This is a genomic window from Lysinibacillus louembei (assembly GCF_033880585.1).
GTDB lineage: Bacteria > Bacillota > Bacilli > Bacillales_A > Planococcaceae > Metasolibacillus > Metasolibacillus louembei.
The window spans coordinates 1,560,491-1,584,776 of sequence record NZ_CP137624.1 but is presented as its reverse complement, the minus strand read 5'-3'; the positions used below and the strand labels follow the sequence as shown (position 1 = coordinate 1,584,776).

Sequence of the window (24,286 nt, the reverse complement as noted above, 5' to 3'; positions counted from 1 at the left end):
TCTTTAATTTCACAGTATTATTTAATAACTCCTTTCACACTTATTTATGCTGCATGATGGAGTGATATTTTCGATATTCATTCTCTAAAAGTGCTGCAGTTTCCTCACTGTTTCGATAAAAGGCAGTCCAATTGTTTTTTTCAAGCTCTTTCTCCCATACAGGAGATGCTTGAACCTTTTCCAATAACTGATTCCATTGTTCTCGCTCCATTTCACTCATATCCCCTGACCCCATTACTCCCCGCCAATGTGGGAAGACAACATCAATTCCTTCTTCCTTCCATGTTGGAACATCAGGAAGACGCTCTAGACGCTCGGGTGACGAAATTGCGATAATACGAATTTGCTTGTTTTCAGCAAATATTTCCGATTGAGAAGAAGAAAGTGAAGCGGCCTCGATTTCCCCCGAATGCAGTGCCTGCAATAAATCCTCACCGTTTGTATATCGTAAAAAACGCACTGATGCTATAGAAATCTGTTGTGTACGAGCGGCTTGTATAAATGCTATTTGATCATCATTCCCAAACTGTGGCTCAATTCCAATTGGATAACGGGCTGGTTCAGATTTGAGCTTTTGCATTAAATCGTGAATAGAAGTAATAGAAGAGTGATTAGATACAACGACAGCTTGCCATTCACTTGCCATCGTAGCTAGTGGTGTGAAATCTTTGTAATGCAGCTTACTATGCCCAAGTAGCTCATTTGTTAATAAGAGACTAGATGTCATAGCGACTGTGCCACTAGAAGATTCGTTTAACCTTAACCATCCCTCCTCTCCTCCATTCCCTTCTTCATAAACAATCTTGATATTGCTATCTATAAGCTTTTCTTTTTCAATTACTGTTTTAATAGAAGACGCAAGAGCATCCCATCCACCATCTGGGGAACCAGGGACAATCAATGTCAGCTCCTTTTCTGAAAGGGATGAATCGGATGGTGTACAGCCTACTATAAAACCAACGAGTAAACAAATCATTAACTTTTTCAGCAATTCCATCCCTCCTACTCGAAAAAGCTATATCTTGAAATAACGGCGCTCTGGGCGTCCAACAATACCATATTCATGCTCTACGCGGCAGGAGCCAATTGTGACCAAATATTCAAGATAGCGACGAGCAGTCGTTCTCGAAGCCCCCATTTTCACACCCATTTCCTCGATGGAAATACCTGACTCAATCGTTTTCATTAAGTCTGAAACATGTGTAAGTGTAACACTATCAATCCCTGTTGGCAGCGAGGTCGTAGAAATTGTTGGTGATACGACCTCCGAAAAATAAGCATCTACCACCTCTTGAGTAACATGACTCGCTTCAGACAAAAGCTGCTTTTTCTTTTTATAATTCATCAAAATTGATGTAAATTTTTGAAGTGATACCGGTTTGATTAAATAATGAAAAACACCATAACGGAGTGCTTCCTGAAGCATTTCCTTTTCAGAAGCAGCTGTAATCATAATAATATCTGTCTGTGGAAATCGTTCTTTTATAATCGGTAGTAGCTCTGTTCCAAGCTGATCTGGCATATAAATATCTAGCAATAGTAAATCCACAGGTTCATTTTCCAGTTGCTCTAGCGTCTCTGCTCCATTCAATGCCTTCCAAACAAGTGTAAACCCTTCAAGTTGCTGCAAAAAGCCTTCCTGTATGTTGGCAATACGAAAATCATCCTCAGCAATAGCAACACGTATCACATTAAGATCCTCCCTCTTTTGGTATATAAATAGTGAAAATTGTTCCGTTTGGTTCATTTGGTAGCACATCAATCATGCCTCCAAAAGAATTGACTGCTTCTTTGACATTAAACAAGCCATAGCCTCGGTGCTCCCCTTTTATTGACCAGCCTTTTTCGAATAGCAACTGAACTGTATTTTCATCAATACCATGTCCGTTGTCAGCAACTTCAATAATAAGTGTCGGACTAGCATCCGTTAGTAAAAAAGAAACATACGGATCCTCTGATTCCTTTACTGCATCAAATGCGTTGTCAATAAGATTGCTAATGACTGTCAGCAATAAATGGACATCAACATTGGCTGGTATAGCTGTCAATGTACTTTCTGGTTCAATAGAAAAGGCTATTTTGCGCTCAGATGCCTTTGCTGTTTTTCCAAGTAGAACAGCTTGAATTAAATCGTCCTTAATTTGCTTAAAGACAATATGCTGATGGACAGTGACGTTATCCACTTCTTTTTGAATAAAGTCTAGTGCGGCCTCATAGCGATTTAACTGTAAAAGGCCGGAAAGTACATACAGCTTATTCATAAACTCATGCGTCTGGGCACGTAATTCATCTGAATAGAGGCGCATTTCATCAATAGTTCGTTTATACATAGCGGCTATTTTTGCTGGTTCAAAGCCGAGTGTATCCGCTAGAATACTTTTTGTCAGCCAAAGTCCACCAATCATCCCTACTAAAAGAGCAAATGCCGCTGCAATTAAAATATTGCTCATTTGTGCAGCAGTTTGAACTGCAATTGATTGCTTTGAAAATTCAACTGAAACAGTTCCAACGACTTCTGTTGAATTTTCTACTGTATATAAAACAGGTGCCTTACTAATAATGGATTCTCCATTTATGCCTTGCTCTTCAACTACATACGTTCCTCCATATATAAGAGAACGACTGTCTGATTCCTGTAAAGCCCCTTCAGATTCATACGTAGAAAGCACAGTTCCATTTCGTCCTGCAATGGTAATAGACTGTGCCTCAGTACGTTTTCTTATTTGCTCTAAAATGGACTGAAGAGTGTCTCGATCTGAATGTCCATTTAAAAAAGCAATAGTCTCTGGCATAAAAGATAATGTCTGTGCGGTTTGCAATGACAATTTCTCAACCTGCTCCGATGTTTCACGTGCTTGAATTGAGTAAAAAACAACGGACATACCAGCTACAATAAAAAAAAGCAGTGAAAACACGAGAATAAAAATTTTTGTCCGCAATGTAATCGTTTTTTTTCTCATAAAGGCTCCTCATCTTATCTGCTTTATACTAAATTGTACGAAAAAATATTTCAAAATAAAAGAAAAATTCCCGAATGTCAAAACTCCGGGAATAATTAATTAAAGTGAGATAACACCAAGCAATAAAGCAACAACTGTCATCACAAGAGATGTGCCAATTGTCCATAAAATAGCAAAGCGCTGATATTGACCGAAATCAACTTTTGCCATACCAACAAGTAAATAGGTAGATGCAACAAGTGGACTCAGTAAATGAACAGGCTGCCCAAGTAAAGAGGCACGTCCAAGCTCTACTGCACTAATTCCATAATTTGATGCAGCCTCTGCAATAATTGGTAGTACACCAAAATAATAGGCATCATTAGACATAAAGAAGGTAAACGGCATACTTGTAATAGCTGTTATCACTGGCAAATGTGGACCCATTGCATCAGGGATAATTGCCACAAGACTATTAGCCATTGCATCTACCATTTCTGTTCCAGATAAAATTCCTGTGAAAATTCCAGCCGCAAATACCAACGACACAACCGCTAGTACATTTCCTGCATGTGCTGCGATACGTTCTTTTTGATGCATTACATTCGGATAGTTGATTGTAATTGCGATTGCAAATGCAAGCATGAAAAGAATGGCTAATGGCATAACACCTAAAATAAGCAATACCATTAATGTAATCGTTAACAATAAATTCAACCATAATAATTTTGGACGCTTCCATTGCATATTTTCATCAGCCGCAACCTCATCTCCAAATACCATGCCATGCTCGTTTTTTCCAATTGCTACAGACATTGTTTCAACTGATAAAACGCCTAGACGTTTCCGCTCCATTTTCCCCATCCAATAAGCCGAGAAAATCACCCATACAGCGCCGCCTATCATTACAGGGATTAATGGATTAAACAGGTCGTGCATATCAAGACTTAAAGCACTAGCTGCTCGTGCAGTCGGTCCTCCCCATGGTGTTAAATTTGTGACACCTACAGCCATTAAAGCCACTGTTGGCAAAATAAGTGGATTCATCTTCAAACGTTGATAAAGTGGGAAAAAGGCTGAAATCGTAATCATATATGTTGTCGTACCATCCCCATCAAGTGACACAATCAACGCTAACACAGCTGTACCGACTACAATTTTCATCGGATCGCCTTTCACTGCTTTCAAAATTTTACCGACAACTGGATCAAATAAACCAGCATCGATCATTACACCAAAATACAATATAGCAAACATTAGCATAACACCAGTTGGTGCTAGATTTTTAATCCCCTCTAATGCCATTTCACCAATGTCAGACCCAAAGCCAGCAAAAATAGCAAACGCCGCTGGTACAATCATAAGTGCAATTAATGCGGAAAGCCTTCCGCTCATAATTAAATACATAAATGTAGCTACCATAGCAAAACCGAGAATCGCAAGCATCGCCATTGTGAAACACCCCTTTTCATTTTTGAAAGCGTTTTATATTAAAACTAATTTAACGAATTCTAACGAAAAGCGATATAAAATGAAAAATAAAAACATTTTATTCTTAAAGTGAATTGTGTTCATAAAAACCAAACAACTATTCTCTAACTTTTCAAGGCACAAAAAACCACCTCTTATGATTTTCAAATCATAAGAGGTGGTAGTTGTGAACTGCACTACTACTATACAAAAGAAGTGCTGCAACGTTTATTCAATAACTTTCTAATAGCTAAAATTTAACCAATTAAAAGCTGTGCAAAGCCATTACATCATGCCAGGCATGCCCATGCCGCCCATATCAGGCATTCCGCCGCCTGCACCTGCTGGCTCTGGGATGTCTGCTACTACTGCTTCTGTTGTTAAGAACAGAGCTGCTACAGATGCTGCGTTTTGTAGAGCTGAACGCGTTACTTTTGCTGGGTCTACTACGCCTGCTTCGATCATGTTTACCCATTCACCAGTTGCTGCGTTGAAGCCAACACCTACTTCTTCGCGTTTTAGACGGTCAACGATGATTGAACCTTCTAAGCCTGCGTTTTCAGCGATTTGGCGTACTGGCTCTTCTAATGCACGCAGGATGATTTTCACACCTGTTGCTACGTCGCCTTCTACTTCTTCAAGTACTTTTTCCACTGCGCCATAAACATTTAATAATGCTGTACCACCGCCTGAAACGATACCTTCCTCAACTGCTGCGCGAGTTGAGTTTAATGCGTCCTCAATGCGTAGTTTACGCTCTTTTAATTCCGTTTCTGTTGCAGCACCAACTTTGATTACTGCTACGCCACCAGCTAATTTTGCTAAACGCTCTTGTAGTTTTTCTTTATCAAACTCTGAAGTTGTTTCAGCAAGCTGTGCACGAATTTGACCAACGCGAGATTCGATTGCTACAGAGTCACCTGCACCTTCAACGATTGTTGTATTATCTTTTGATACAACAACTTTCGCTGCGCGACCTAAAGAAGTAATATCAGCTGATTTTAAGTCTAAGCCTAGATCTTGTGTAATTACTTGACCACCAGTTAAAATTGCAATATCTTCTAGCATCGCTTTACGACGGTCACCGAAGCCTGGCGCTTTAACAGCTACTGCATTGAATGTACCGCGTAATTTATTAACAACTAATGTTGCTAAAGCTTCGCCTTCAACATCTTCTGCAATAATTAAAATCGGACGACCTTGTTGTACTACTTGCTCTAATACAGGTAAAATTTCTTGAATGTTTGAGATTTTTTTATCTGTAATTAATACATATGGATTGTCTAATACAGCTTCCATTTTATCTGTATCTGTTACCATATAGTGAGATGCGTAGCCACGGTCAAATTGCATACCTTCTACTACATCAAGCTCTGTTGTGAAGCCTTTTGATTCTTCAATTGTAATAACACCGTCGTTGCCAACACGCTCCATTGCATCTGCAATGTATTGACCGATTTCTTCATCTGCTGAAGAAATCGCTGCTACTTGTGCAATCGCTTCTTTATTTTCTACTGGACGTGAAATTGCCTGAAGCTCTGTTAAAGCTGCTGCTACTGCTTTATCGATACCTTTGCGAATACCTACAGGATTTGCACCAGCTGTTACGTTTTTTAAACCTTCACGAATCATTGCTTGTGCTAATACTGTCGCAGTTGTTGTACCGTCACCAGCAATCTCATTTGTTTTTGATGCTACTTCTGCTACAAGCTTTGCGCCCATGTTTTCATATGGATTTTCAAGCTCAATTTCTTTTGCGATAGAAACGCCATCATTCGTAATTAGAGGTGAACCAAATTTCTTCTCTAATACAACGTTACGCCCTTTTGGACCTAATGTTACTTTCACTGCATTTGCTAATTTATCTACACCTTGAAACATTAATGAACGTGCTTCTTCTGAGAATTTAATATCTTTTGCCATTCTAAAAAAACCTCCTGAAAATAATTATCCATTCGTGTTATATGTTGCTGATTGTCAGCTCATTACTTATCTTTTTATATGCGAGGCAAGCAAGCACTTGCCCGCCCCTTATTTCATTAACCAATAACAGCTAATACATCGCTTTCGCGTAAAATTAAGTATTCTTGGCCGTCATATTTTACTTCAGTTCCTGAGAATTTTGAGAAGATAACCTCGTCTCCCTCTTTCACATCAAGCTCTACGCGTGTACCGTTATCTAATACACGACCTGTCCCAACTGCCACTACTTTACCTGTTTGCGGCTTTTCCTTTGCTGAGTCTGGTAAAACAATGCCAAATGCCGTTTTTTCCTCTACCTCAACTAGTTCGATAATGATACGATCACCTAATGGTCTTAACAAGTGAAACAACCTCCTACAAAATATTAAATCTTTGGATTTATTAGCACTCATTCATAAGGAGTGCTAACACACTTACTATATTAAATAATCTCTAAATTTTTTGCAAGTCAGAACTACAAAAAATTTTCATTTATTACGAACTTCCTCTACAATAAAGAAAGCATAACGTATTATAGTTACAGAAAGTAGGTTTTATGCACGTGACATCTATTCAATCACCAAAATTTAAAACACAAAAAACAGCATTTTATATATTGCTGTTATACGTTGCTTCCCAATTTTCCACTTTTCTTTTATTAATTCCGCCGGTAAATGATTTTTTCTTTCAGCTTGTGGCGAATGCGGAATATCCTAGTTATACATTAATGGCTTGGTGGAATACAGTCGCTTGGATACTTGTAATCATTATTAGCGTCATTTTAATTTCACGCCATCAGCAGTTTTTCAATGTATTTCCCGGAAAACCAGTTTCCATCCCCATCTCAATTATGTGGGGTGTCATCGGCTTTTTCCTTGTATTATTCGGTCAAGGTATTGCTGCGCAAATCGAAATACTATTATTAGGAATTGAGCCTGGCTCTGAAAACACCGCAAAAATTATAGAAATTACGCGTGCAGCACCAATTATGATTGTGTCTTCTGTCATTCTAGCACCTATTTTGGAGGAGCTAATTTTCCGCCGTGTCATTTTCGGCTCGCTTATTCAAAAGCAAAATTTCTGGGTATCCGCTTTTATTAGCGCCCTTCTTTTCGGAATTGTTCACATGGAGCTGACACATATTATCCTTTATACATCTATGGGACTGATTTTCTCATTTCTTTATTATAAAACGAAGCGTCTCATGACATCGATTATTGCACATATGCTATTAAACGGCTTTGTTACAATTCTCCAATTAAATATTGATAAAATCGCACCGCTTGTTGATGCTGTGCCAAAATAAAAAAACTGTAGGAAATCTTTTCCTACAGTTTTTATTATCTATTCATCTCTTCCATTTGTCGGCGCTGCTCTGCTAACAATGCCTCTACTTGCATTTGCTCAGCAGCCTCTTTTTCTTCACGCTGACGTTGTTCCTCTGCCGCTAAATATTTTTTATAGCCTACTTTGGAAATAACAATACTGAATTCATATAAAATAAAGAGCGGTACCGCAACAATTAAATTAGAAATAAAATCAGGTGGTGCTAAAATAGCTGCGAGTACAAATAAAATAAAATAAGAATATTTTCTAAATTTCACCATTAATGCTGGATTTAGAATTCCAATACGCGCTAAAAACAGCGTCACAACTGGCAATTGGAATACAATGCCAAATGGTAGTGTTAATGTGAATAAAAAGGAAAAAAACTCATCAATTCCAATCGTTTGCTGTATCTCCAAGCTATTCGATAAGCTCGTCATAAAATGCATGACATATGGAAATAACACAAAATACGCAAAGGATATTCCCGCTAAAAATAAGACAAAAGAATAGGGTATATATTTAAGTGTTGCTTTACGCTCCGTTTCAAGTAAGCCAGGTGTAATAAACGACCATAGCTGATAAAGTAAGACAGGTGATGTTAAGACAAATGCTACAATAAACAAAACTTTTAAAAATACTGCCAACGGGTCTGTTGGCGCAAAAGCATTGAGTGTAAATTGAGCCGCCTCATCACTTTCCTGAATAAATTTTATGATAGGCTCTGTTAAAAAAAAGCTACCGACAAGCGCCAAAACAAAGAAGAACGCCGTGACAACAAGGCGACTTCTTAATTCTTCAATATGCTCTATAACAGTTAGTTCTTTTGGATTCATATATAAGACATCCTTAACTTACTTAACATTATCGTTATCTTTATGTTCAATAACTTTCTTTTTATCATCATCATCGTCTGCCAAGCCTTTAGTTGCTTGTCTGAACTCACGAAGTGTAGAGCCCATTGCCTTGCCAAGCTCTGGAAGCTTCTTCGGTCCAAAAATCAGGATGGCAACAACACCGATAATAACAAGGCTTACTGGTCCAATCGCATTTAAATGGATTACCATTACGCCACCTCCTCTTCATGTACATTTTAACGCATTCTCCGCAATTTAGCTAATACATTAGTTGTGAATAATTTCGTAACTTTGTTATACTATATAGCAATATTTAACTTATATAGATAGGAGTTACGAATATGAATAAATTTCGTATACGTAAATGGCTTAAATTGCAGCATCAAAAAGAAATCGCAATTACAGCTGACACTTACCAACATATCGGTGAGTATAATTTCATCAAATTAATTATTACGGGATCAAACAATGGCTGGCTGATTACTGTTCAACCTGAAGTTTTCGAGGTCATGCAATCCCCTTATGACAAAGATTCCACCGCCAATTTAGTAAAAGATGTTATCGCCGTATGTAGGAAACAATACATATCTAGAGACATTTATATCAAGCATCCACTTCAAATACTTCGTCATCCATACCATAGCATGCGCAAAAAAAATAAACGCCATGCTTAATTGCGTATCAAATAAATAAGTGCCTGCAACTCTACAGATAAATCGATATTCATTAACTTCATAGTTTCAGGCACATTTAAACGAATCGGCGTAAAGTTTAAAATACCTTTCGCATTCATTTGTGCCAGACGATCTGCCATTGCTTGTGCCGATCTTGCTGATACGGTTAATATCGCTAATTCCGCATTATATTTCTCATACATTTCCTCTAAGCGGTCCGGATGGAAAACTGGAATATTACTAATTTCCGTTCCTTCTACAGGCGCCTTTGAATCAAATGCAACAACAATACGCGTATTATGGTTTTTTTGAAAATTATATTTTAAAAAGGCATTTCCTAAATTACCTACCCCAATTAAAGCAACATTTGTTGCTTCATCTTGATCAAGCGTTTCTCGAAAAAATTGTAATAAATGCTGGACATCATAGCCATAGCCTTTTTTACCGAGAGCACCAAAATAAGAAAAGTCTCTGCGAATCGTTGCTGAGTCAATTTTCATTGCTTCACTCAGCTCTTGGGAGGACACACGTTGCTTGCCTTCACTCGCAAAATTTTGTAAAAATCGGTAGTACAAAGGAAGCCTCTTCGTAGTTGCTTGTGGAATTTTCGTTTCTTTGCTCACATACAATCCTCCTGCAATCTAGTTCGAAGTCGTTTTCATCTTACTAAACATAGGCGAATAAGTAAAGTATCCATCATTGCACCAAGCATGCGTATCTATTACACTTAAAGCATGAACTGAGGTGTAAATATGATTGTTTTACAAGTAAATCAACTATATAAATCATTTATTACGGATGAAATTTTAAGCGGCGTCAAGCTAGAAGTACAGCATCGAGACCGAGTAGCGCTTGTTGGACGCAACGGCGCAGGCAAATCGACACTTTTAAAAATTATCGCTGGACAGATGTCCTATGATTCTGGTGAAATCATCATCCCAAAAGATATTAAAATCGGCTATTTAGAACAGCACGCTGGATTGGATTCTGAGCTCTCGATGTGGGATGAAATGATGACGATTTTCGTACCATTACAGCAAATGGAGAAAAAGCTCCGCACTATAGAGCAACAGATGGCAGAGCCTGCTGTTTATGAAAACGCAGAAGTCTATGCAAAGCTGATGGCTGAATATGACCAATTGCAGCATGATTTTAAGGATGCGGGTGGCTATCAATATGAGGCAGATACACGCTCTGTCCTTCACGGCATGCAGTTTTATCCTGAAGATTATGCCAAGCCAATTCGCTCATTATCAGGTGGTCAGCGTACCCGTTTAGCATTAGCAAAGCTGCTTCTTTCTAAGCCTGATCTTCTGATTTTGGACGAGCCGACAAACCACTTAGACATCGAAACACTCGCTTGGCTTGAAAATTATTTAAAAGGCTATGCTGGAGCTATTTTAATCGTTTCACATGACCGTTACTTCCTAGACCAAGTCGTATCGATTGTTTATGAAGTATCGCGCACACGCGTCACAAAATATGCGGGTAACTATAGCGCTTATTTAGATGAAAAGGCAAAAAATTATGAGCGTGATATGAAATTATATGAACGTCAGCAAGATGAGAAGGCGAAAATGGAGGCCTTTATTCAAAAAAATATCGCTCGTGCCTCTACAACGAAAATGGCACAAAGTCGACGCAAAATGCTAGAGCGTACTGACTGGATGGATGCGCCAGATGGTGATGAAAAATCAGCTAGCTTTGGCTTTACAGTTGATAAGCAAAGCGGCAATGACGTATTAGCTGTTGATGCGCTTACTGTCGGCTATCCAGACAAGGAAATATCACATAATATCCAGCTGCGCCTTTTCCGAGAAGACCGCGTTGCACTTGTTGGTCCAAATGGTGTTGGGAAGTCAACATTATTAAAAACAGTTGTCCAAGACTTACCACAGCTCGCTGGAGAAATTCGCTATGGTACGAATGTCCAAATCGGCTACTATGACCAAGAGCAAGCAAAGCTCAATTCCAATAAATCCGTTTTGCAGGAGCTTTGGGATGAATGGCCATTAATGAATGAAAAGGATATTCGCACAGTGCTTGGCCGTTTCCTCTTTAGTGGAGATGATGTTAGTAAATCGGTTAACTCTTTATCAGGTGGCGAAAAAGCACGTCTAGCGCTTGCTAAGCTCATGATGCAAAAAGCAAACTTCCTTGTACTAGACGAGCCAACTAACCATTTAGATTTAGATAGCAAGGAAATTTTAGAAAACGCGTTAATTGACTATCCAGGCACACTGTTATTCGTATCACATGACCGTTACTTCATTAATCGCATTGCGACAAAGGTTGTAGAGTTAGCCTCAGATGGCTCATTCGAGTATTTAGGAGATTATGATTATTACGTGGAGAAAAAGCAGGAGCTTACAGAATTAGCTGCGATGAAGGAATCTTCAACAGTAGAAGCAACTTCTACTGTAAAGGCATCAACTTCAATGATTGATAAAGATGCTAAAAAACGCGAACGACAAATTCGTCGTCAATTAGAAGAAATTGAAGGTAAAATGGTAGCGCTTGATGCACAAATCAGCGCTTTAGAAGAACAACTATGCGATCCAGCTATTTTTTCTGATCATGAAAAAGCGCTCAAAATTCAAAATGAATTAGATGCCGCCAAATCCGCACATGAAACATTTGAAATGGAATGGTTAGAGCTAAGTGAAGAAGTAGAAAACTTATAAAATAAAGGACATTGAGCAATGATGGCTCAATGTCCTTTATTTCACTCTTCTTAACGGAGGTCTTTTATTTTTATATTTGGAATCACGATAAGCTCCATATGCACCATATGCCCAGCCAAAAAATATTGTAATAACAATGGCAACTACTGTATTCAATACATTTGCATAAGGCTTCCTCATACGAAATAGACGATAATTTCCTATATAAATACTATCGTATACTCTTTTAATATCGCGCTTGCCATAAACAATCGCTAAAGGATAGCAAGTAATCGCTATAAAAATAAACAGAGCTGAGAATGAATATAAAATATAGGTGCCGAATACAGTATGACTAAGTAGCCATAAAGCAAGGCTCGCTATCACCGCTCCGAAAATTAATAACATAATCATTGAATTTTTAGTTTGCTTCAACAGCCACTACCTCCTTTATTTATACTACTATTGTTTCTACTTTATATTACATATATATTGGTCAATATACAAATTTCGATAAAATTAGCCCACAATTTTATTCACATTTTAAATATAGTAATACCAACATATCAACAGACTTTTCCACATTGTCCACAATCAAAAATTATTTTTTCCACATGATGATGAGGAAAACGACATACTATATATTGATAAATCACAACTTACCCACAAGTTATCCACAAATTGTGCATAAGTACGAATGTTCTTATTGACATTTTGCACTTTTCTATTCACAACCTGTGGATAATTTTCAGAAAACTTAAACCTTTTTTATAACGGTGCTTTTTTTAGCATATCGACAGCAAAAAACATTATATTTTTACATTATGCTGAATCGCATAAAAAAATACCATCAGCTTTTTATCGCTAATGGCATTCTCTATATTTATATCCAGCTTTTTAATTCCATCCCTGGGCGCCCATTCATCATCATATTACCACGTACACCTGCTTCATACATTTTCGCACCTGCCGCACCAATCATCGCAGCATTGTCTGTACATAGCTTTAGTGGTGGTACATAAAATGGAATGCCCTCCTGTTTAAAAGCTTGCTCTAACGCTGTACGCAAGCCTTTATTTGCTGCAACGCCACCCGCTGCAATCACTTGCTTTACATTGTATGCACGTGCAGCCCTCACTGCTTTTGTTGTTAATACTTCCACAACACTATCTTGGAAGCCTTTTGCTACATGTGCTGCAATAATTTCTTCACCACGCTGATCCATATTATGCTTGTAGTTAATGACAGCTGATTTCAAGCCACTAAAGCTAAAGTCATAGCTATCCTCCTCTAACCAAACACGTGGGAATGCCACCGCCTCATCTGCCTCGTGTGCCAATCTGTCAATATGCGGCCCACCTGGATAAGGCAAGTTTAAAACACGCGCTACTTTATCATATGCCTCACCAGCTGCATCATCACGCGTTTCTCCAATCAGCTCAAAATGCCCATGCTCCTTCATATAAACAAGCTCCGTATGCCCACCTGATACAACTAGCGCCAATAGTGGAAATTCCATCGGCTGTACAAGCGCATTAGCGTAAATATGACCTGCAATATGATGCACGCCAACAATCGGCAGTTGATGCGCCCAAGCAAATGCTTTTGCTGCATTAATACCAATCAACAATGCACCCACAAGTCCTGGCCCTTCTGTAATTGCTACCGCTGTTAGCTCACTCGGCTGTAATTGTGCTTGCGCTAATGCTTCCTCAATAACAATCGTTACTTGCTCCACATGGTGACGTGAAGCAATTTCTGGTACAACACCACCAAAGCGCTTGTGACTTTCAATCTGCGATGCTACGACATTTGATATGATCGTTGTGCCATCTTTAATTACCGCAGCTGCCGTTTCATCACAGCTCGTTTCAATTGCTAAAATATATTGATTTTCCATTTATAATTTCACCCACATGACAAGAGCATCCTCTTGATTATCAGTATAGTATCCTTTGCGTAAACCCCCATCTTGGAAGCCTAGCTTATAATATAAATTTTGCGCAACAACATTTGATACACGCACTTCCAAGCTCATCGTTTCCATATTCGCCTCACGTGCCACACGCATTGCCTCGCGCATTAGACCTTCACCAATTTTTCGTCCACGTGCTGATTTCACTACAGCTACATTGGTAATTTGCGCCGCATCAACAACCATCCAGCTACCACAAAAACCGAGAATTTCGCCACTTTCCTCTGCTACCGTATAATAAGCAAATTGATTTTCAAGCATTTCATAATAAAAGGAATCAAGCGTCCAAGGCACAGGAAACGAGGCAACCTCAATTGCGTAAACCGCCTCGACATCCTCCACCGTCATTTTCCGATATTGTACCATTGCTTACTTGCTCTCCTTCTGTGTTTGTAGCCAATTGGCCTCCGCCTCTGCAATACGACGATATTGTGGCACAAAAGTATGTGTTGCTTCAATAGATGGCAGCGCTTGATTCATCGCTAACGACACAAGCTCTGAAGCGCGAGGCAAATTCAATGTAAATGGGGCAAAAACTGCTTGCTCTCCTAACATCTCTTCAATTTGCTCTTTATACAAGGCGACATCTTCCCCAATAAACAACGTTTGCTCTCCACATTGTTTTACTTGCGCTAACACATCAGCAATTGCATAATGTCCATCCTCCAACAATGCCGTTTGTCCTCGATAAATTGCCGCATAGACGTGCTGACGTCTCGCATCAAATAAAGGACACACGCACCCGTTAAACAAGCGACCATTGACAGCCAATACTCGCAAGCTTGATACACCGACTAAAGGCTTTTGCAATGTCCATGCTAATGTTTTTGCTAATGTGACACCTATACGCACGCCTGTATATGCACCTGGGCCCTCTGACACAGCAATAGCATCAATTTCAGCTGGCTTAATAGAAGCTTTCACACAAAGCTCTTCAATAGCAGGCATCGCACCTGCCGAATGTGTTATTTTAATATGTTGAACAACTTCTGCAATAACTTTTCCATCTTGCACTAATGCAATGGATAATGGTGCATTTGCTGTTTCAATTCCTAACCAAATCATTTCATTAACTCCTCACAAAGCTCAACATAACGAGTACCTATTGGCTTTAAAATAAATAATCTTTCTTGCTCTCCTAATCGCTTAATTGTAATTGCTAAGCGTTCCTTCGGCAAATCTTCTTCTATTAAATGTGCCCACTCTACAATCGTCACCGCATCACCATAAAAAATTTCATCCCAACCTAAATCCTCGTCACTGTCTGCTAAACGATACACATCTAAATGATTTAAGGCCAGGCGTCCTTCATATTGCTTCATAATCGTAAAAGTAGGGCTGTTTACAGTTCTTTGAATACCTAGTCCCTTTGCTACTGCTTGTGTAAAAGTTGTTTTTCCAGCGCCTAAATCGCCTTCTAGTGTGATTGTATCTTGTGCTCTTAATTGCTCCGCTAATGCTTGAGCAAGCTGCTTCGTTTCATCTAATGATTGTATATGCTTTTCAAATGTCATATTATTAACCCTTCCCAAAAATACATTACTTTTAGTTTACTCGAATGCGAAAAAATGTTCAAAGGACTACACATAAAAAGGAGCGTCTTTAGAAATAATTTCTAAGCGCTCCCATTTATTTATCTTGTTGAATGTCCTTTTAATTCAATTACTTTCTTGTCAACAAGCTGATCATTTTGAAAATGTATTTCATATGCTTGTGTCAGTGTATGTTCATCTTGCCAAATGTATAGACCATCTTTTTGAAAAGTTCCTATACCTTTTGCAATCTTCACAACATCAAGATAGCTCATGCCTACCTCTATCTGATTAAACTCTTGTTCATTCATATATTTTTGCCATACATATGCATTGGAATCTTCAATATCAATTAACTTTCCTTGTTCATAAGCCTCACAACTACTTAAGCCAAACACTAATGCAAATACGCCGCCAATTCTCATTAGCATACGCATCACCTCCAACAATATGTATCTACTAATACATACCCATGGTGACCTGTTTAGAAACCAAATTTCGACAAAATAAAAAGCCTTTATAAGTAATCATCACTTATAAAAACTATAATAATGGCGGTCCCGACCGGGATCGAACCGGCGATCTCCTGCGTGACAGGCAGGCATGTTAACCGCTACACCACGGGACCAATATATTTAATTACTTTATCGACATTTAATATGATAGCATTATTTATTACCATTGACAATAGTTTTTTATGAAAATACACCTCTTATTTAAAAGAGGCGTACTTTGGGCCAATTCATTAAAAATTGCTGTGCACGTGTTCTTCCGATCACAATCAGTTCTTCTTTTGTTTCTTCATCCATAGCAAATTGCGTCGCACTATATTCTTCTACAGGAATAAATATAATATCCCGTTCATGTCTTCTTGATATATATCGTTGATCATGCGCATCTTTCATTGTAGTAAAAAGCGATTCAAATAATTGCAGACCATTATTTATTTTTCGTGGCTGTTGATGCTCTGAACGGGAGCTAAGTTTAATTCCTAACAAAGGTCGCATTCTTTTTCCCTTTTGATTATCAAATATCCAAAAAGGAAAATTGCTCAATACACCACCATCGACTATAATCGATTCCTTATTCCTAACTTTTAAAATAACAGGTTCAAAAAAGAAAGGTATACTACAGCTCATTCGCAAAGCACGTGCTACTAAAAATTCATTTGCATTAATACCATAGTTAATTAAATCGTCTGGCAATACCATGATTTTCCCATTTGAAAGGTCTGAAGCAACTACTTTTAAAGTGCCTGGTGGCAAATCTGAAAATGTATAAATATTTCGATCAGCCAGCTTTCGATAAAACCATTTTTCTAATGCTACACCTCGATGTATACCCATATGTCGATAGACGTTTAACCATTTTAAAAACGGCAAATTAAACAGCATTTTACGGGTATCTAAAAGTGTTGTTAAATTTAACTCATCCAATAGCTGCTCTATTTCTTTCGCACTGTAACCAGCAGCAATAAACGCTGCCATAATCGCTCCTGCACTCGTTCCTGCTACACGTTTAAAGCGATAATTTTTTTCTTCTAAAACTTGATATGCCCCAACTAATGCAAATCCTTTCAAGCCCCCACCGGAGAAAACCCCATCGATTAGCATATTTCCCCTCCTACATTATTGTAGGAGTAGCAACCCGAAAATATAACTTTTAATGTGTATAATATGCACAGTATGTTTTAAAGGACTATCAGCAATTTTGAGGATTCGCTTAGAAAAATAGACAGCAGCTTTCATCTTTAATAGCTGGGTGTTTCTTAATCATAGTTCAAGAGAAATGATTCACCTGTTTTAGGTAGAAATCCGCCCGATTTTATAAAGAAAATTCTTTTTCATAATTTGCAATCTGGAAGGCTGAACATTTAATATTTATGACAAAGTATATCAGCAAGTTGTTGCATTCTATCAGCAGCTTTCATGGTTCTATCGGCAAGTTTTTATATTCTATCAGTAACTTTGATACTCTATCGGCAAATAGGATTGCCTATGTGAAGCGACGTCCTACTCTCATAAGATTATTTAACCATATTCTATATTATAGGAAGAGCTATCAAAAATAACTCGCCCATTTTGGGTAGAAATCCGCCCGATTATGCATTGAATTCGCCCGTAAAACAGCTTATTTTGCCCAATTTTTTTCTATACACAAAAAAACCACTGAATATTCAGTGGCCTCATTGTTGCGAAGCGATGTCCTACTCTCACAGGGGGAAACCCCCAACTACCATCGGCGCTAAAGAGCTTAACTTCCGTGTTCGGTATGGGAACGGGTGTGACCTCTTTGCCATCATCACTTCACCGTATTAAATTAGAAAGAAATTATTCTTTCAAAACTGGATGAACGGTCATTGAAACAAGTTTAGAATGTGGTTAAGTCCTCGATCGATTAGTATTCGTCAGCTCCATGTGTCGCCACACTTCCACCTCGAACCTATCTACCTCATCGTCTTTGAGGGATCTTACTTACTTGCGTAATGGGAAATCTCATCTTGAGGGGGGCTTCATGCTTAGATGCTTTCAGCACTTATCCCGTCCATACATAGCTACCCAGCGATGCCGTTGGCACGACAACTGGTACACCAGCGGTATGTCCATCCCGGTCCTCTCGTACTAAGGACAGCTCCTCTCAAATTTCCTACGCCCACGACGGATAGGGACCGAACTGTCTCACGACGTTCTGAACCCAGCTCGCGTACCGCTTTAATGGGCGAACAGCCCAACCCTTGGGACCGACTACAGCCCCAGGATGCGATGAGCCGACATCGAGGTGCCAAACCTCCCCGTCGATGTGGACTCTTGGGGGAGATAAGCCTGTTATCCCCGGGGTAGCTTTTATCCGTTGAGCGATGGCCCTTCCATGCGGAACCACCGGATCACTAAGCCCGTCTTTCGACCCTGCTCGACTTGTAGGTCTCGCAGTCAAGCTCCCTTGTGCCTTTACACTCTACGAATGATTTCCAACCATTCTGAGGGAACCTTTGGGCGCCTCCGTTACCTTTTAGGAGGCGACCGCCCCAGTCAAACTGTCCGCCTGACACTGTCTCCTGCCCCGCTAAGGGGCATGGGTTAGAATTTCAATACAACCAGGGTAGTATCCCACCGACGCCTCCTTCGAAGCTGGCGCTCCGAGATCTCTGGCTCCTACCTATCCTGTACAAGTTGTACCAAAATTCAATATCAAGCTACAGTAAAGCTCCACGGGGTCTTTCCGTCCTGTCGCGGGTAACCTGCATCTTCACAGGTACTATAATTTCACCGAGTCTCTCGTTGAGACAGTGCCCAGATCGTTACGCCTTTCGTGCGGGTCGGAACTTACCCGACAAGGAATTTCGCTACCTTAGGACCGTTATAGTTACGGCCGCCGTTTACTGGGGCTTCAATTCATAGCTTCGCTTGCGCTAACCACTCCTCTTAACCTTCCAGCACCGGGCAGGCGTCAGCCCCTATACGTCACCTTACGGTTTTGCAGAGACCTGTGTTTTTGCTAAACAGTCGCCTGGGCCTATTCACTGCGGCTCTCATGCGCTTGCACGCTCAAGAGCACCCCTTCTCCCGAAGTTACGGGGTCATTTTGCCGAGTTCCTTAACGAGAGTTCTCTCGCACACCTTAGGATTCTCTCCTCGACTACCTGTGTCGGTTTGCGGTACGGGTACCTCCCACCTCGTTAGAGGCTTTTCTTGGCAGTGTGAGATCAGGAACTTCGTCCATACGGACTCGTCATCACAGCTCAACGTATCAGTGTGCGGATTTGCCTACACACACGCCTTACTGCTTGAACAGAGACAACCAACGCTCTGCTTACCCTACCCTCCTGCGTCCCCCCATTACTCAAACGGTGGGGAGGTAGTACAGGAATATCAACCTGTTGTCCATCGCCTACGCCTGTCGGCCTCGGCTTAGGTCCCGACTAACCCTGAGCGGACGAGCCTTCCTCAGGAAACCTTAGTCATACGGTGGACGGGATTCTCACCCGTCTTTCGCTACTCATACCGGCATTCTCACTTCTAAGCGCTCCACCAGTCCTTCCGGTCTGACTTCAACGCACTTAGAACGCTCTCCTACCACTGACATCGTAGATGTCAATCCACAGCTTCGGTGAATCGTTTAGCCCCGATACATTTTCGGCGCAGTGTCACTCGACCAGTGAGCTATTACGCACTCTTTAAATGATGGCTGCTTCTAAGCCAACATCCTGGTTGTCTAAGCAACGCCACATCCTTTTCCACTTAACGATTACTTTGGGACCTTAGCTGGTGGTCTGGGCTGTTTCCCTCTTGACTACGGATCTTATCACTCGCAGTCTGACTCCCGTGCATAAATATCCGGCATTCGGAGTTTGTCTGAATTCGGTAAAGCGAGATGCCCCCCTAGTCCAAACAGTGCTCTACCTCCGGTATTCTCTATCACGAGGCTAGCCCTAAAGCTATTTCGGAGAGAACCAGCTATCTCCAAGTTCGATTGGAATTTCTCCGCTACCCACAGCTCATCCCCGCACTTTTCAACGTGCGTGGGTTCGGGCCTCCAGTAAGTGTTACCTTACCTTCACCCTGGCCATGGGTAGATCACCTGGTTTCGGGTCTACGACAACGTACTCACTCGCCCTATTCAGACTCGCTTTCGCTGCGGCTCCGCTTTCTCAGCTTAACCTTGCACGTTATCGTAACTCGCCGGTTCATTCTACAAAAGGCACGCTATCACCCATTAACGGGCTCTAACTACTTGTAGGCACACGGTTTCAGGATCTCTTTCACTCCCCTTCCGGGGTGCTTTTCACCTTTCCCTCACGGTACTGGTTCACTATCGGTCACTAGGGAGTATTTAGCCTTGGGAGATGGTCCTCCCGGATTCCGACGGAATTTCACGTGTTCCGCCGTACTCAGGATCCACTCTGGAGGGAATGAACTTTCGATTACAGGGCTTTTACCTGCTCTGGCGGACCTTTCCAAGTCGCTTCATCTACTTCATTCCTTTGTAACTCCGTATAGAGTGTCCTACAACCCCAAAGAGCAAGCTCTTTGGTTTGGGCTTTTCCCGTTTCGCTCGCCGCTACTCAGGGAATCGAATTTTCTTTCTCTTCCTGCAGGTACTTAGATGTTTCAGTTCCCTGCGTCTGTCTTCCATACGCTATGAATTCACGTAAGGATACTATGCCATTAAACATAGTGGGTTTCCCCATTCGGAAATCCCCGGATCAAAGCTTACTTACAGCTCCCCGAGGCATATCGGTGTTAGTGCCGTCCTTCATCGACTCCTAGTGCCAAGGCATCCACCGTGCGCCCTTAATAACTTAACCTACAGCTTTCGATCTACATCGCAATACGGCGTCAACTACTTTCGTTCATTCAGTCACGTACAAAGGTACGCTCCTTCATTCTCTCAAGCAGTTTCCTTGTCTTGCTCGTATCTCGAAACCTTCTTGTTTGCTAGTTACAACTTATTTCAATAAAGAAATAAGATTTAAGAACTTACACGATCAATTACTTGATCTATTTTAAACTTGTTGCTTTCAATGTCGTTTTATCCAGTTTTCAAAGAACAATGGTTTGAAGTATTCATCAAAGGATGAACCTTCAAAACTGAACAGCAAGATTTCCTGTACCAACAGCGTTAGCGAAAGGTACAAGTCGTGAATGGTATCTCCTGTTGGAGATATTCCGAAAATATCCTTAGAAAGGAGGTGATCCAGCCGCACCTTCCGATACGGCTACCTTGTTACGACTTCACCCCAATCATCTATCCCACCTTCGGCGGCTGGCTCCAAAAGGTTACCTCACCGACTTCGGGTGTTACAAACTCTCGTGGTGTGACGGGCGGTGTGTACAAGGCCCGGGAACGTATTCACCGCGGCATGCTGATCCGCGATTACTAGCGATTCCGGCTTCATGTAGGCGAGTTGCAGCCTACAATCCGAACTGAGAACGGTTTTATCGGATTAGCTCCCCCTCGCGGGTTGGCAACCGTTTGTACCGTCCATTGTAGCACGTGTGTAGCCCAGGTCATAAGGGGCATGATGATTTGACGTCATCCCCACCTTCCTCCGGTTTATCACCGGCAGTCACCTTAGAGTGCCCAACTAAATGATGGCAACTAAGATCAAGGGTTGCGCTCGTTGCGGGACTTAACCCAACATCTCACGACACGAGCTGACGACAACCATGCACCACCTGTCACCATTGTCCCCGAAGGGAAAACCATGTCTCCATAGTGGTCAACGGGATGTCAAGACCTGGTAAGGTTCTTCGCGTTGCTTCGAATTAAACCACATGCTCCACCGCTTGTGCGGGCCCCCGTCAATTCCTTTGAGTTTCAGTCTTGCGACCGTACTCCCCAGGCGGAGTGCTTAATGCGTTAGCTGCAGCACTAAGGGGCGGAAACCCCCTAACACTTAGCACTCATCGTTTACGGCGTGGACTACCAGGGTATCTAATCCTGTTTGCTCCCCACGCTTTCGCGCCTCAGCGTCAGTTACAGACCAGAAAGTCGCCTTCGCCACTGGTGTTCCTCCAAATCTCTACGCATTTCACCGCTACACTTGGAATTCCACTTTCCTCTTCTGCACTCAAGTTCCCCAGTTTCCAATGACCCTCCCCGGTTGAGCCGGGGGCTTTCACATCAGACTTAAAGAACCGCCTGCGCGCGCTTTACGCCCAATAATTCCGGACAACGCTTGCCACCTACGTATTACCGCGGCTGCTGGCACGTAGTTAGCCGTGGCTTTCTAATAAGGTACCGTCAAGGTACAGCCAGTTACTACTGTACTTGTTCTTCCCTTACAACAGAGTTTTACGATCCGAAAACCTTCTTCACTCACGCGGCGTTGCTCCATCAGGCTTTCGCCCATTGTGGAAGATTCCCTACTGCTGCCTCCCGTAGGAGTCTGGGCCGTGTCTCAGTCCCAGTGTGGCCGATCACCCTCTCAGGTCGGCTACGCATCGTCGCCTTGGTGAGCCATTACCTCACCAACTAGCTAATGCGCCGCGGGCCCATCCTGTAGCGATAGCAGAACCATCTTTCAACTTTCAAACATGTGTTCAAAAGTATCATTCGGTATTAGCACCGGTTTCCCGGAGTTATCCCCATCTACAAGGTAGGTTGCCCACGTGTTACTCACCCGTCCGCCGCTAGCGTTACTTCGGTGCAAGCACCAAAGTAACGCCCGCTCGACTTGCATGTATTAGGCACGCCGCCAGCGTTCGTCCTGAGCCAGGATCAAACTCTCCATAAAAAGAATTTGAGTTAAGCTCAAATTTTGCATCTGCCGCTTTTGCTTTCGATACAGTAAAACATTTGCTGGCATCTTAATGATGTCCAAAATTGTGTTCCATCTATTAAATGAAACGTTTTATTCATTCACGTCTTGCTTGTTCAGTTTTCAAGGTTCATATTATTACTCTGTCAACACACGACCGACAGTTATTAAACTATAACATATCTTTTTTCGTTCGTCAACATTTTTCAGAAACTTTTTTTGGAGCGGGTGATGAGAATCGAACTCACGACATCAGCTTGGAAGGCTGAGGTTTTACCATTAAACTACACCCGCATATATTTTTTTTGGCGCGCCCGACAGGAGTCGAACCCATAACCTTCTGATCCGTAGTCAGACGCTCTATCCAATTGAGCTACGGGCGCTATATGATAATTCAATAATATTGGTGCGGCCGAGAGGACTTGAACCTCCACGGGGTTGCCCCCACTAGGCCCTCAACCTAGCGCGTCTGCCATTCCGCCACGACCGCGTTCAACTTTTTATTCAGGTTATTAATACCTTTACTTTATTAAAGTAAGTTGAAAATGGTGAGCCATGAAGGACTCGAACCTTCGACCCTCTGATTAAAAGTCAGATGCTCTACCGACTGAGCTAATGGCTCGTGCAAATGGCTGGGGTACTAGGATTCGAACCTAGGCATGACGGAATCAAAATCCGTTGCCTTACCGCTTGGCTATACCCCAACAAAAATGGCGGTCCCGACCGGGATCGAACCGGCGATCTCCTGCGTGACAGGCAGGCATGTTAACCGCTACACCACGGGACCTTAAATATTCAAATCTAAAATGCAAATGGTGACCCGTACGGGATTCGAACCCGTGTTACCGCCGTGAAAGGGCGGTGTCTTAACCACTTGACCAACGGGCCATTGGCTCCGAAGGCAGGGCTCGAACCTGCGACCAACCGGTTAACAGCCGGTTGCTCTACCACTGAGCTACTTCGGATTAATTGTTATTTAATCAGTGATTACCTCACCGACTTTTTCTATTATAGACAGCTTATTTTATATAGTCAACATTTTTTTAAAATTAATTTCATATTTTTAATTCCTTAATTTGATATCCTAAATTATAAGCGATGAATCTTATATATATCAACTTCTCCCCCCTCATTCTCTCAATTCTTTTTTACGTATTGAATAGCACCTTGACATTTACTACAGCAATACGATTTTACGTTAATTCTTCTCTTTCTTCTATATAATTGCCCACAATCAGTACATTTATAATTGTAGAGTGGTGATATTTTCTTTTCTTCTTTTTCAATTGTGGAGCAAAAGCGTGGTGCGCCCACCCTTTTTAAGAGCGTTCGAAAATCTTGATCTCTATGTTTGTAGCCTTTCCCCTGTAGATGCAGATGATAGTGACAAAGCTCATGCAAAATGATGCCATTTAATTCGTTCATTCCAAAATGCTCATAGTAGCGTTTGTTTATTTCAATATTGTGAGTCCCTAGCATATAGCGCCCACCTGTTGTTCTTAAGCGAGTATTAAAGTATGCCTTATGCTGAAAAGGCATTTGAAAATGCTGCTCTGATAATTGCTCTACTAATTGCTGTAATTGTGAATCATCCATTCCTATCATCTCCAAAAAAATTTATATTAAA

The 24,286-nt window shown here is 41.2% G+C and carries 20 protein-coding genes, 9 tRNA genes and 3 rRNA genes; 3 read left to right on the top strand and 29 right to left on the bottom strand.

The genetic code is table 11. The features are described 5' to 3' along the window. Positions 1 to 40: 40 nt before the first annotated feature. The 6 genes from R6U77_RS07895 to groES form a co-directional block, all read right to left on the bottom strand. The gene (locus R6U77_RS07895) at positions 41 to 991 is read right to left on the bottom strand and encodes a tripartite tricarboxylate transporter substrate-binding protein (RefSeq protein ID WP_319838057.1); all 951 of its coding nucleotides are present in this window, start codon (positions 989 to 991) and stop codon (positions 41 to 43) included. A gap of 24 nt (positions 992 to 1,015) precedes the next feature. Further along, the gene (locus R6U77_RS07890; RefSeq protein WP_319838056.1) at positions 1,016 to 1,690 is read right to left on the bottom strand and encodes a response regulator; all 675 of its coding nucleotides are present in this window, start codon (positions 1,688 to 1,690) and stop codon (positions 1,016 to 1,018) included. Position 1,691: 1 nt separating this feature from the next. Then, the gene (locus R6U77_RS07885; protein WP_319838055.1) at positions 1,692 to 2,960 is read right to left on the bottom strand and encodes an ATP-binding protein; all 1,269 of its coding nucleotides are present in this window, start codon (positions 2,958 to 2,960) and stop codon (positions 1,692 to 1,694) included. A gap of 99 nt (positions 2,961 to 3,059) precedes the next feature. Then, a complete protein-coding gene (locus R6U77_RS07880; protein ID WP_319838352.1) occupies positions 3,060 to 4,385 on the bottom strand; it encodes a CitMHS family transporter in 1,326 nt (441 codons plus the stop codon). 309 nt (positions 4,386 to 4,694) lie between these two features. Then, positions 4,695 to 6,332 (bottom strand): chaperonin GroEL, encoded by a 1,638-nt coding sequence (gene groL, locus R6U77_RS07875; RefSeq protein ID WP_319838054.1) that lies wholly within the window; start codon positions 6,330 to 6,332, stop codon positions 4,695 to 4,697. 116 nt (positions 6,333 to 6,448) lie between these two features. Then, a complete protein-coding gene (gene groES, locus R6U77_RS07870) occupies positions 6,449 to 6,733 on the bottom strand; it encodes a co-chaperone GroES (RefSeq protein WP_293927649.1) in 285 nt (94 codons plus the stop codon). Between the two features lie 194 nt (positions 6,734 to 6,927). Here groES and R6U77_RS07865 point away from each other — a divergent pair, with 194 nt between their 5' ends. Continuing rightward, on the top strand, positions 6,928 to 7,677 hold the full coding sequence (locus R6U77_RS07865; protein ID WP_319838053.1) for a CPBP family intramembrane glutamic endopeptidase: 750 nt from the start codon (positions 6,928 to 6,930) through the stop codon (positions 7,675 to 7,677). A 34-nt stretch (positions 7,678 to 7,711) separates the two neighbouring features. Here the strand turns inward: R6U77_RS07865 and tatC are convergent, their stop codons facing one another. Next, entirely contained in the window at positions 7,712 to 8,533 is an 822-nt protein-coding gene (gene tatC / locus R6U77_RS07860; RefSeq protein ID WP_293927644.1) for a twin-arginine translocase subunit TatC, read from the bottom strand. Positions 8,534 to 8,551: 18 nt separating this feature from the next. Beyond that, positions 8,552 to 8,764, bottom strand: coding sequence for a twin-arginine translocase TatA/TatE family subunit (locus R6U77_RS07855; protein ID WP_042479204.1), 213 nt, complete (start codon positions 8,762 to 8,764; stop codon positions 8,552 to 8,554). Between the two features lie 131 nt (positions 8,765 to 8,895). Here R6U77_RS07855 and R6U77_RS07850 point away from each other — a divergent pair, with 131 nt between their 5' ends. Further along, the gene (locus R6U77_RS07850) at positions 8,896 to 9,228 is read left to right on the top strand and encodes a hypothetical protein (protein ID WP_319838052.1); all 333 of its coding nucleotides are present in this window, start codon (positions 8,896 to 8,898) and stop codon (positions 9,226 to 9,228) included. Here the strand turns inward: R6U77_RS07850 and R6U77_RS07845 are convergent. Then, the gene (locus R6U77_RS07845; RefSeq protein ID WP_293927638.1) at positions 9,225 to 9,851 is read right to left on the bottom strand and encodes a redox-sensing transcriptional repressor Rex; all 627 of its coding nucleotides are present in this window, start codon (positions 9,849 to 9,851) and stop codon (positions 9,225 to 9,227) included. The two genes, R6U77_RS07850 and R6U77_RS07845, sit on opposite strands and share 4 nt — an antisense overlap. Positions 9,852 to 9,980: 129 nt before the next feature. On the opposite strand from R6U77_RS07845, the gene R6U77_RS07840 reads away from it, so the two are divergent. Next, positions 9,981 to 11,912 carry an ABC-F family ATP-binding cassette domain-containing protein gene (locus tag R6U77_RS07840; RefSeq protein ID WP_319838051.1) on the top strand — a complete coding sequence of 644 codons (1,932 nt, stop codon included), beginning with the start codon at positions 9,981 to 9,983 and terminating at the stop codon, positions 11,910 to 11,912. A gap of 36 nt (positions 11,913 to 11,948) precedes the next feature. On the opposite strand, the gene R6U77_RS07835 is transcribed toward R6U77_RS07840, so the two are convergent. The 20 genes from R6U77_RS07835 to R6U77_RS07740 form a co-directional block, all read right to left on the bottom strand. Continuing rightward, complete coding sequence (locus R6U77_RS07835) at positions 11,949 to 12,326, bottom strand: hypothetical protein (RefSeq protein ID WP_293927634.1); 378 nt, start codon at positions 12,324 to 12,326, stop codon at positions 11,949 to 11,951. A 448-nt stretch (positions 12,327 to 12,774) separates the two neighbouring features. After that, a complete protein-coding gene (tsaD, locus tag R6U77_RS07830) occupies positions 12,775 to 13,791 on the bottom strand; it encodes a tRNA (adenosine(37)-N6)-threonylcarbamoyltransferase complex transferase subunit TsaD (protein WP_319838050.1) in 1,017 nt (338 codons plus the stop codon). Next, complete coding sequence (rimI, locus tag R6U77_RS07825; protein WP_293927630.1) at positions 13,792 to 14,232, bottom strand: ribosomal protein S18-alanine N-acetyltransferase; 441 nt, start codon at positions 14,230 to 14,232, stop codon at positions 13,792 to 13,794. 3 nt (positions 14,233 to 14,235) lie between these two features. Continuing rightward, positions 14,236 to 14,931: a tRNA (adenosine(37)-N6)-threonylcarbamoyltransferase complex dimerization subunit type 1 TsaB gene (gene tsaB, locus R6U77_RS07820; RefSeq protein WP_319838049.1), complete on the bottom strand. Its 696-nt coding sequence runs from the start codon at positions 14,929 to 14,931 to the stop codon at positions 14,236 to 14,238. Then, complete coding sequence (gene tsaE, locus R6U77_RS07815) at positions 14,928 to 15,380, bottom strand: tRNA (adenosine(37)-N6)-threonylcarbamoyltransferase complex ATPase subunit type 1 TsaE (RefSeq protein WP_319838048.1); 453 nt, start codon at positions 15,378 to 15,380, stop codon at positions 14,928 to 14,930. The genes tsaB and tsaE overlap by 4 nt, the downstream gene beginning before the upstream one ends. A 119-nt stretch (positions 15,381 to 15,499) precedes the next feature. Continuing rightward, positions 15,500 to 15,829 (bottom strand): hypothetical protein, encoded by a 330-nt coding sequence (locus tag R6U77_RS07810; protein WP_319838047.1) that lies wholly within the window; start codon positions 15,827 to 15,829, stop codon positions 15,500 to 15,502. Between the two features lie 121 nt (positions 15,830 to 15,950). Beyond that, positions 15,951 to 16,026 (bottom strand) — tRNA-Asp (locus R6U77_RS07805). Between the two features lie 88 nt (positions 16,027 to 16,114). Continuing rightward, positions 16,115 to 17,011, bottom strand: coding sequence for a patatin-like phospholipase family protein (locus R6U77_RS07800; protein WP_319838046.1), 897 nt, complete (start codon positions 17,009 to 17,011; stop codon positions 16,115 to 16,117). A gap of 580 nt (positions 17,012 to 17,591) precedes the next feature. Beyond that, positions 17,592 to 17,707, bottom strand: a 5S ribosomal RNA gene (gene rrf / locus R6U77_RS07795). Positions 17,708 to 17,775: 68 nt separating this feature from the next. Further along, a 23S ribosomal RNA gene (locus tag R6U77_RS07790) occupies positions 17,776 to 20,703 on the bottom strand. A 377-nt stretch (positions 20,704 to 21,080) separates the two neighbouring features. Continuing rightward, positions 21,081 to 22,635, bottom strand: a 16S ribosomal RNA gene (locus tag R6U77_RS07785). Together the 16S, 23S and 5S rRNA genes with 8 tRNA genes alongside form the textbook arrangement of a ribosomal RNA operon. Positions 22,636 to 22,879: 244 nt before the next feature. Beyond that, positions 22,880 to 22,953 (bottom strand) — tRNA-Gly (locus R6U77_RS07780). A 12-nt stretch (positions 22,954 to 22,965) separates the two neighbouring features. Next, positions 22,966 to 23,042: transfer RNA gene (locus R6U77_RS07775), tRNA-Arg, on the bottom strand. A gap of 21 nt (positions 23,043 to 23,063) precedes the next feature. Beyond that, a tRNA-Leu gene (locus R6U77_RS07770) sits at positions 23,064 to 23,149 on the bottom strand. A gap of 56 nt (positions 23,150 to 23,205) precedes the next feature. Continuing rightward, positions 23,206 to 23,281 (bottom strand) — tRNA-Lys (locus R6U77_RS07765). A 7-nt stretch (positions 23,282 to 23,288) separates the two neighbouring features. Beyond that, positions 23,289 to 23,363, bottom strand: a tRNA-Gln gene (locus R6U77_RS07760). Positions 23,364 to 23,370: 7 nt separating this feature from the next. Then, positions 23,371 to 23,446, bottom strand: a tRNA-Asp gene (locus R6U77_RS07755). 26 nt (positions 23,447 to 23,472) lie between these two features. Then, positions 23,473 to 23,547, bottom strand: a tRNA-Glu gene (locus R6U77_RS07750). A gap of 2 nt (positions 23,548 to 23,549) precedes the next feature. Beyond that, a tRNA-Asn gene (locus tag R6U77_RS07745) sits at positions 23,550 to 23,624 on the bottom strand. Between the two features lie 172 nt (positions 23,625 to 23,796). Continuing rightward, positions 23,797 to 24,255 carry a SprT family protein gene (locus tag R6U77_RS07740; RefSeq protein WP_319838045.1) on the bottom strand — a complete coding sequence of 153 codons (459 nt, stop codon included), beginning with the start codon at positions 24,253 to 24,255 and terminating at the stop codon, positions 23,797 to 23,799. Between the last annotated feature and the right edge of the window lie 31 nt (positions 24,256 to 24,286).

Excerpts from the sequence above, each read along its gene's own strand:
- rimI (WP_293927630.1), bottom strand. The coding sequence starts at position 14,232 with ATGGTACAATATCGGAAAATGACGGTGGAGGATGTCGAGGCGGTTTAC.
- R6U77_RS07855 (WP_042479204.1), bottom strand. The coding sequence starts at position 8,764 with ATGGTAATCCATTTAAATGCGATTGGACCAGTAAGCCTTGTTATTATC.
- groL (WP_319838054.1), bottom strand. The coding sequence starts at position 6,332 with ATGGCAAAAGATATTAAATTCTCAGAAGAAGCACGTTCATTAATGTTT.
- R6U77_RS07810 (WP_319838047.1), bottom strand. The coding sequence starts at position 15,829 with ATGCTAATGAGAATTGGCGGCGTATTTGCATTAGTGTTTGGCTTAAGT.
- R6U77_RS07880 (WP_319838352.1), bottom strand. The coding sequence starts at position 4,385 with ATGCTTGCGATTCTCGGTTTTGCTATGGTAGCTACATTTATGTATTTA.
- R6U77_RS07740 (WP_319838045.1), bottom strand. The coding sequence starts at position 24,255 with ATGGATGATTCACAATTACAGCAATTAGTAGAGCAATTATCAGAGCAG.
- R6U77_RS07800 (WP_319838046.1), bottom strand. The coding sequence starts at position 17,011 with ATGCTAATCGATGGGGTTTTCTCCGGTGGGGGCTTGAAAGGATTTGCA.
- tsaD (WP_319838050.1), bottom strand. The coding sequence starts at position 13,791 with ATGGAAAATCAATATATTTTAGCAATTGAAACGAGCTGTGATGAAACG.
- R6U77_RS07840 (WP_319838051.1), top strand. The coding sequence starts at position 9,981 with ATGATTGTTTTACAAGTAAATCAACTATATAAATCATTTATTACGGAT.
- tsaE (WP_319838048.1), bottom strand. The coding sequence starts at position 15,380 with ATGACATTTGAAAAGCATATACAATCATTAGATGAAACGAAGCAGCTT.
- R6U77_RS07885 (WP_319838055.1), bottom strand. The coding sequence starts at position 2,960 with ATGAGAAAAAAAACGATTACATTGCGGACAAAAATTTTTATTCTCGTG.
- R6U77_RS07865 (WP_319838053.1), top strand. The coding sequence starts at position 6,928 with ATGCACGTGACATCTATTCAATCACCAAAATTTAAAACACAAAAAACA.
- R6U77_RS07850 (WP_319838052.1), top strand. The coding sequence starts at position 8,896 with ATGAATAAATTTCGTATACGTAAATGGCTTAAATTGCAGCATCAAAAA.
- tatC (WP_293927644.1), bottom strand. The coding sequence starts at position 8,533 with ATGAATCCAAAAGAACTAACTGTTATAGAGCATATTGAAGAATTAAGA.
- tsaB (WP_319838049.1), bottom strand. The coding sequence starts at position 14,931 with ATGATTTGGTTAGGAATTGAAACAGCAAATGCACCATTATCCATTGCA.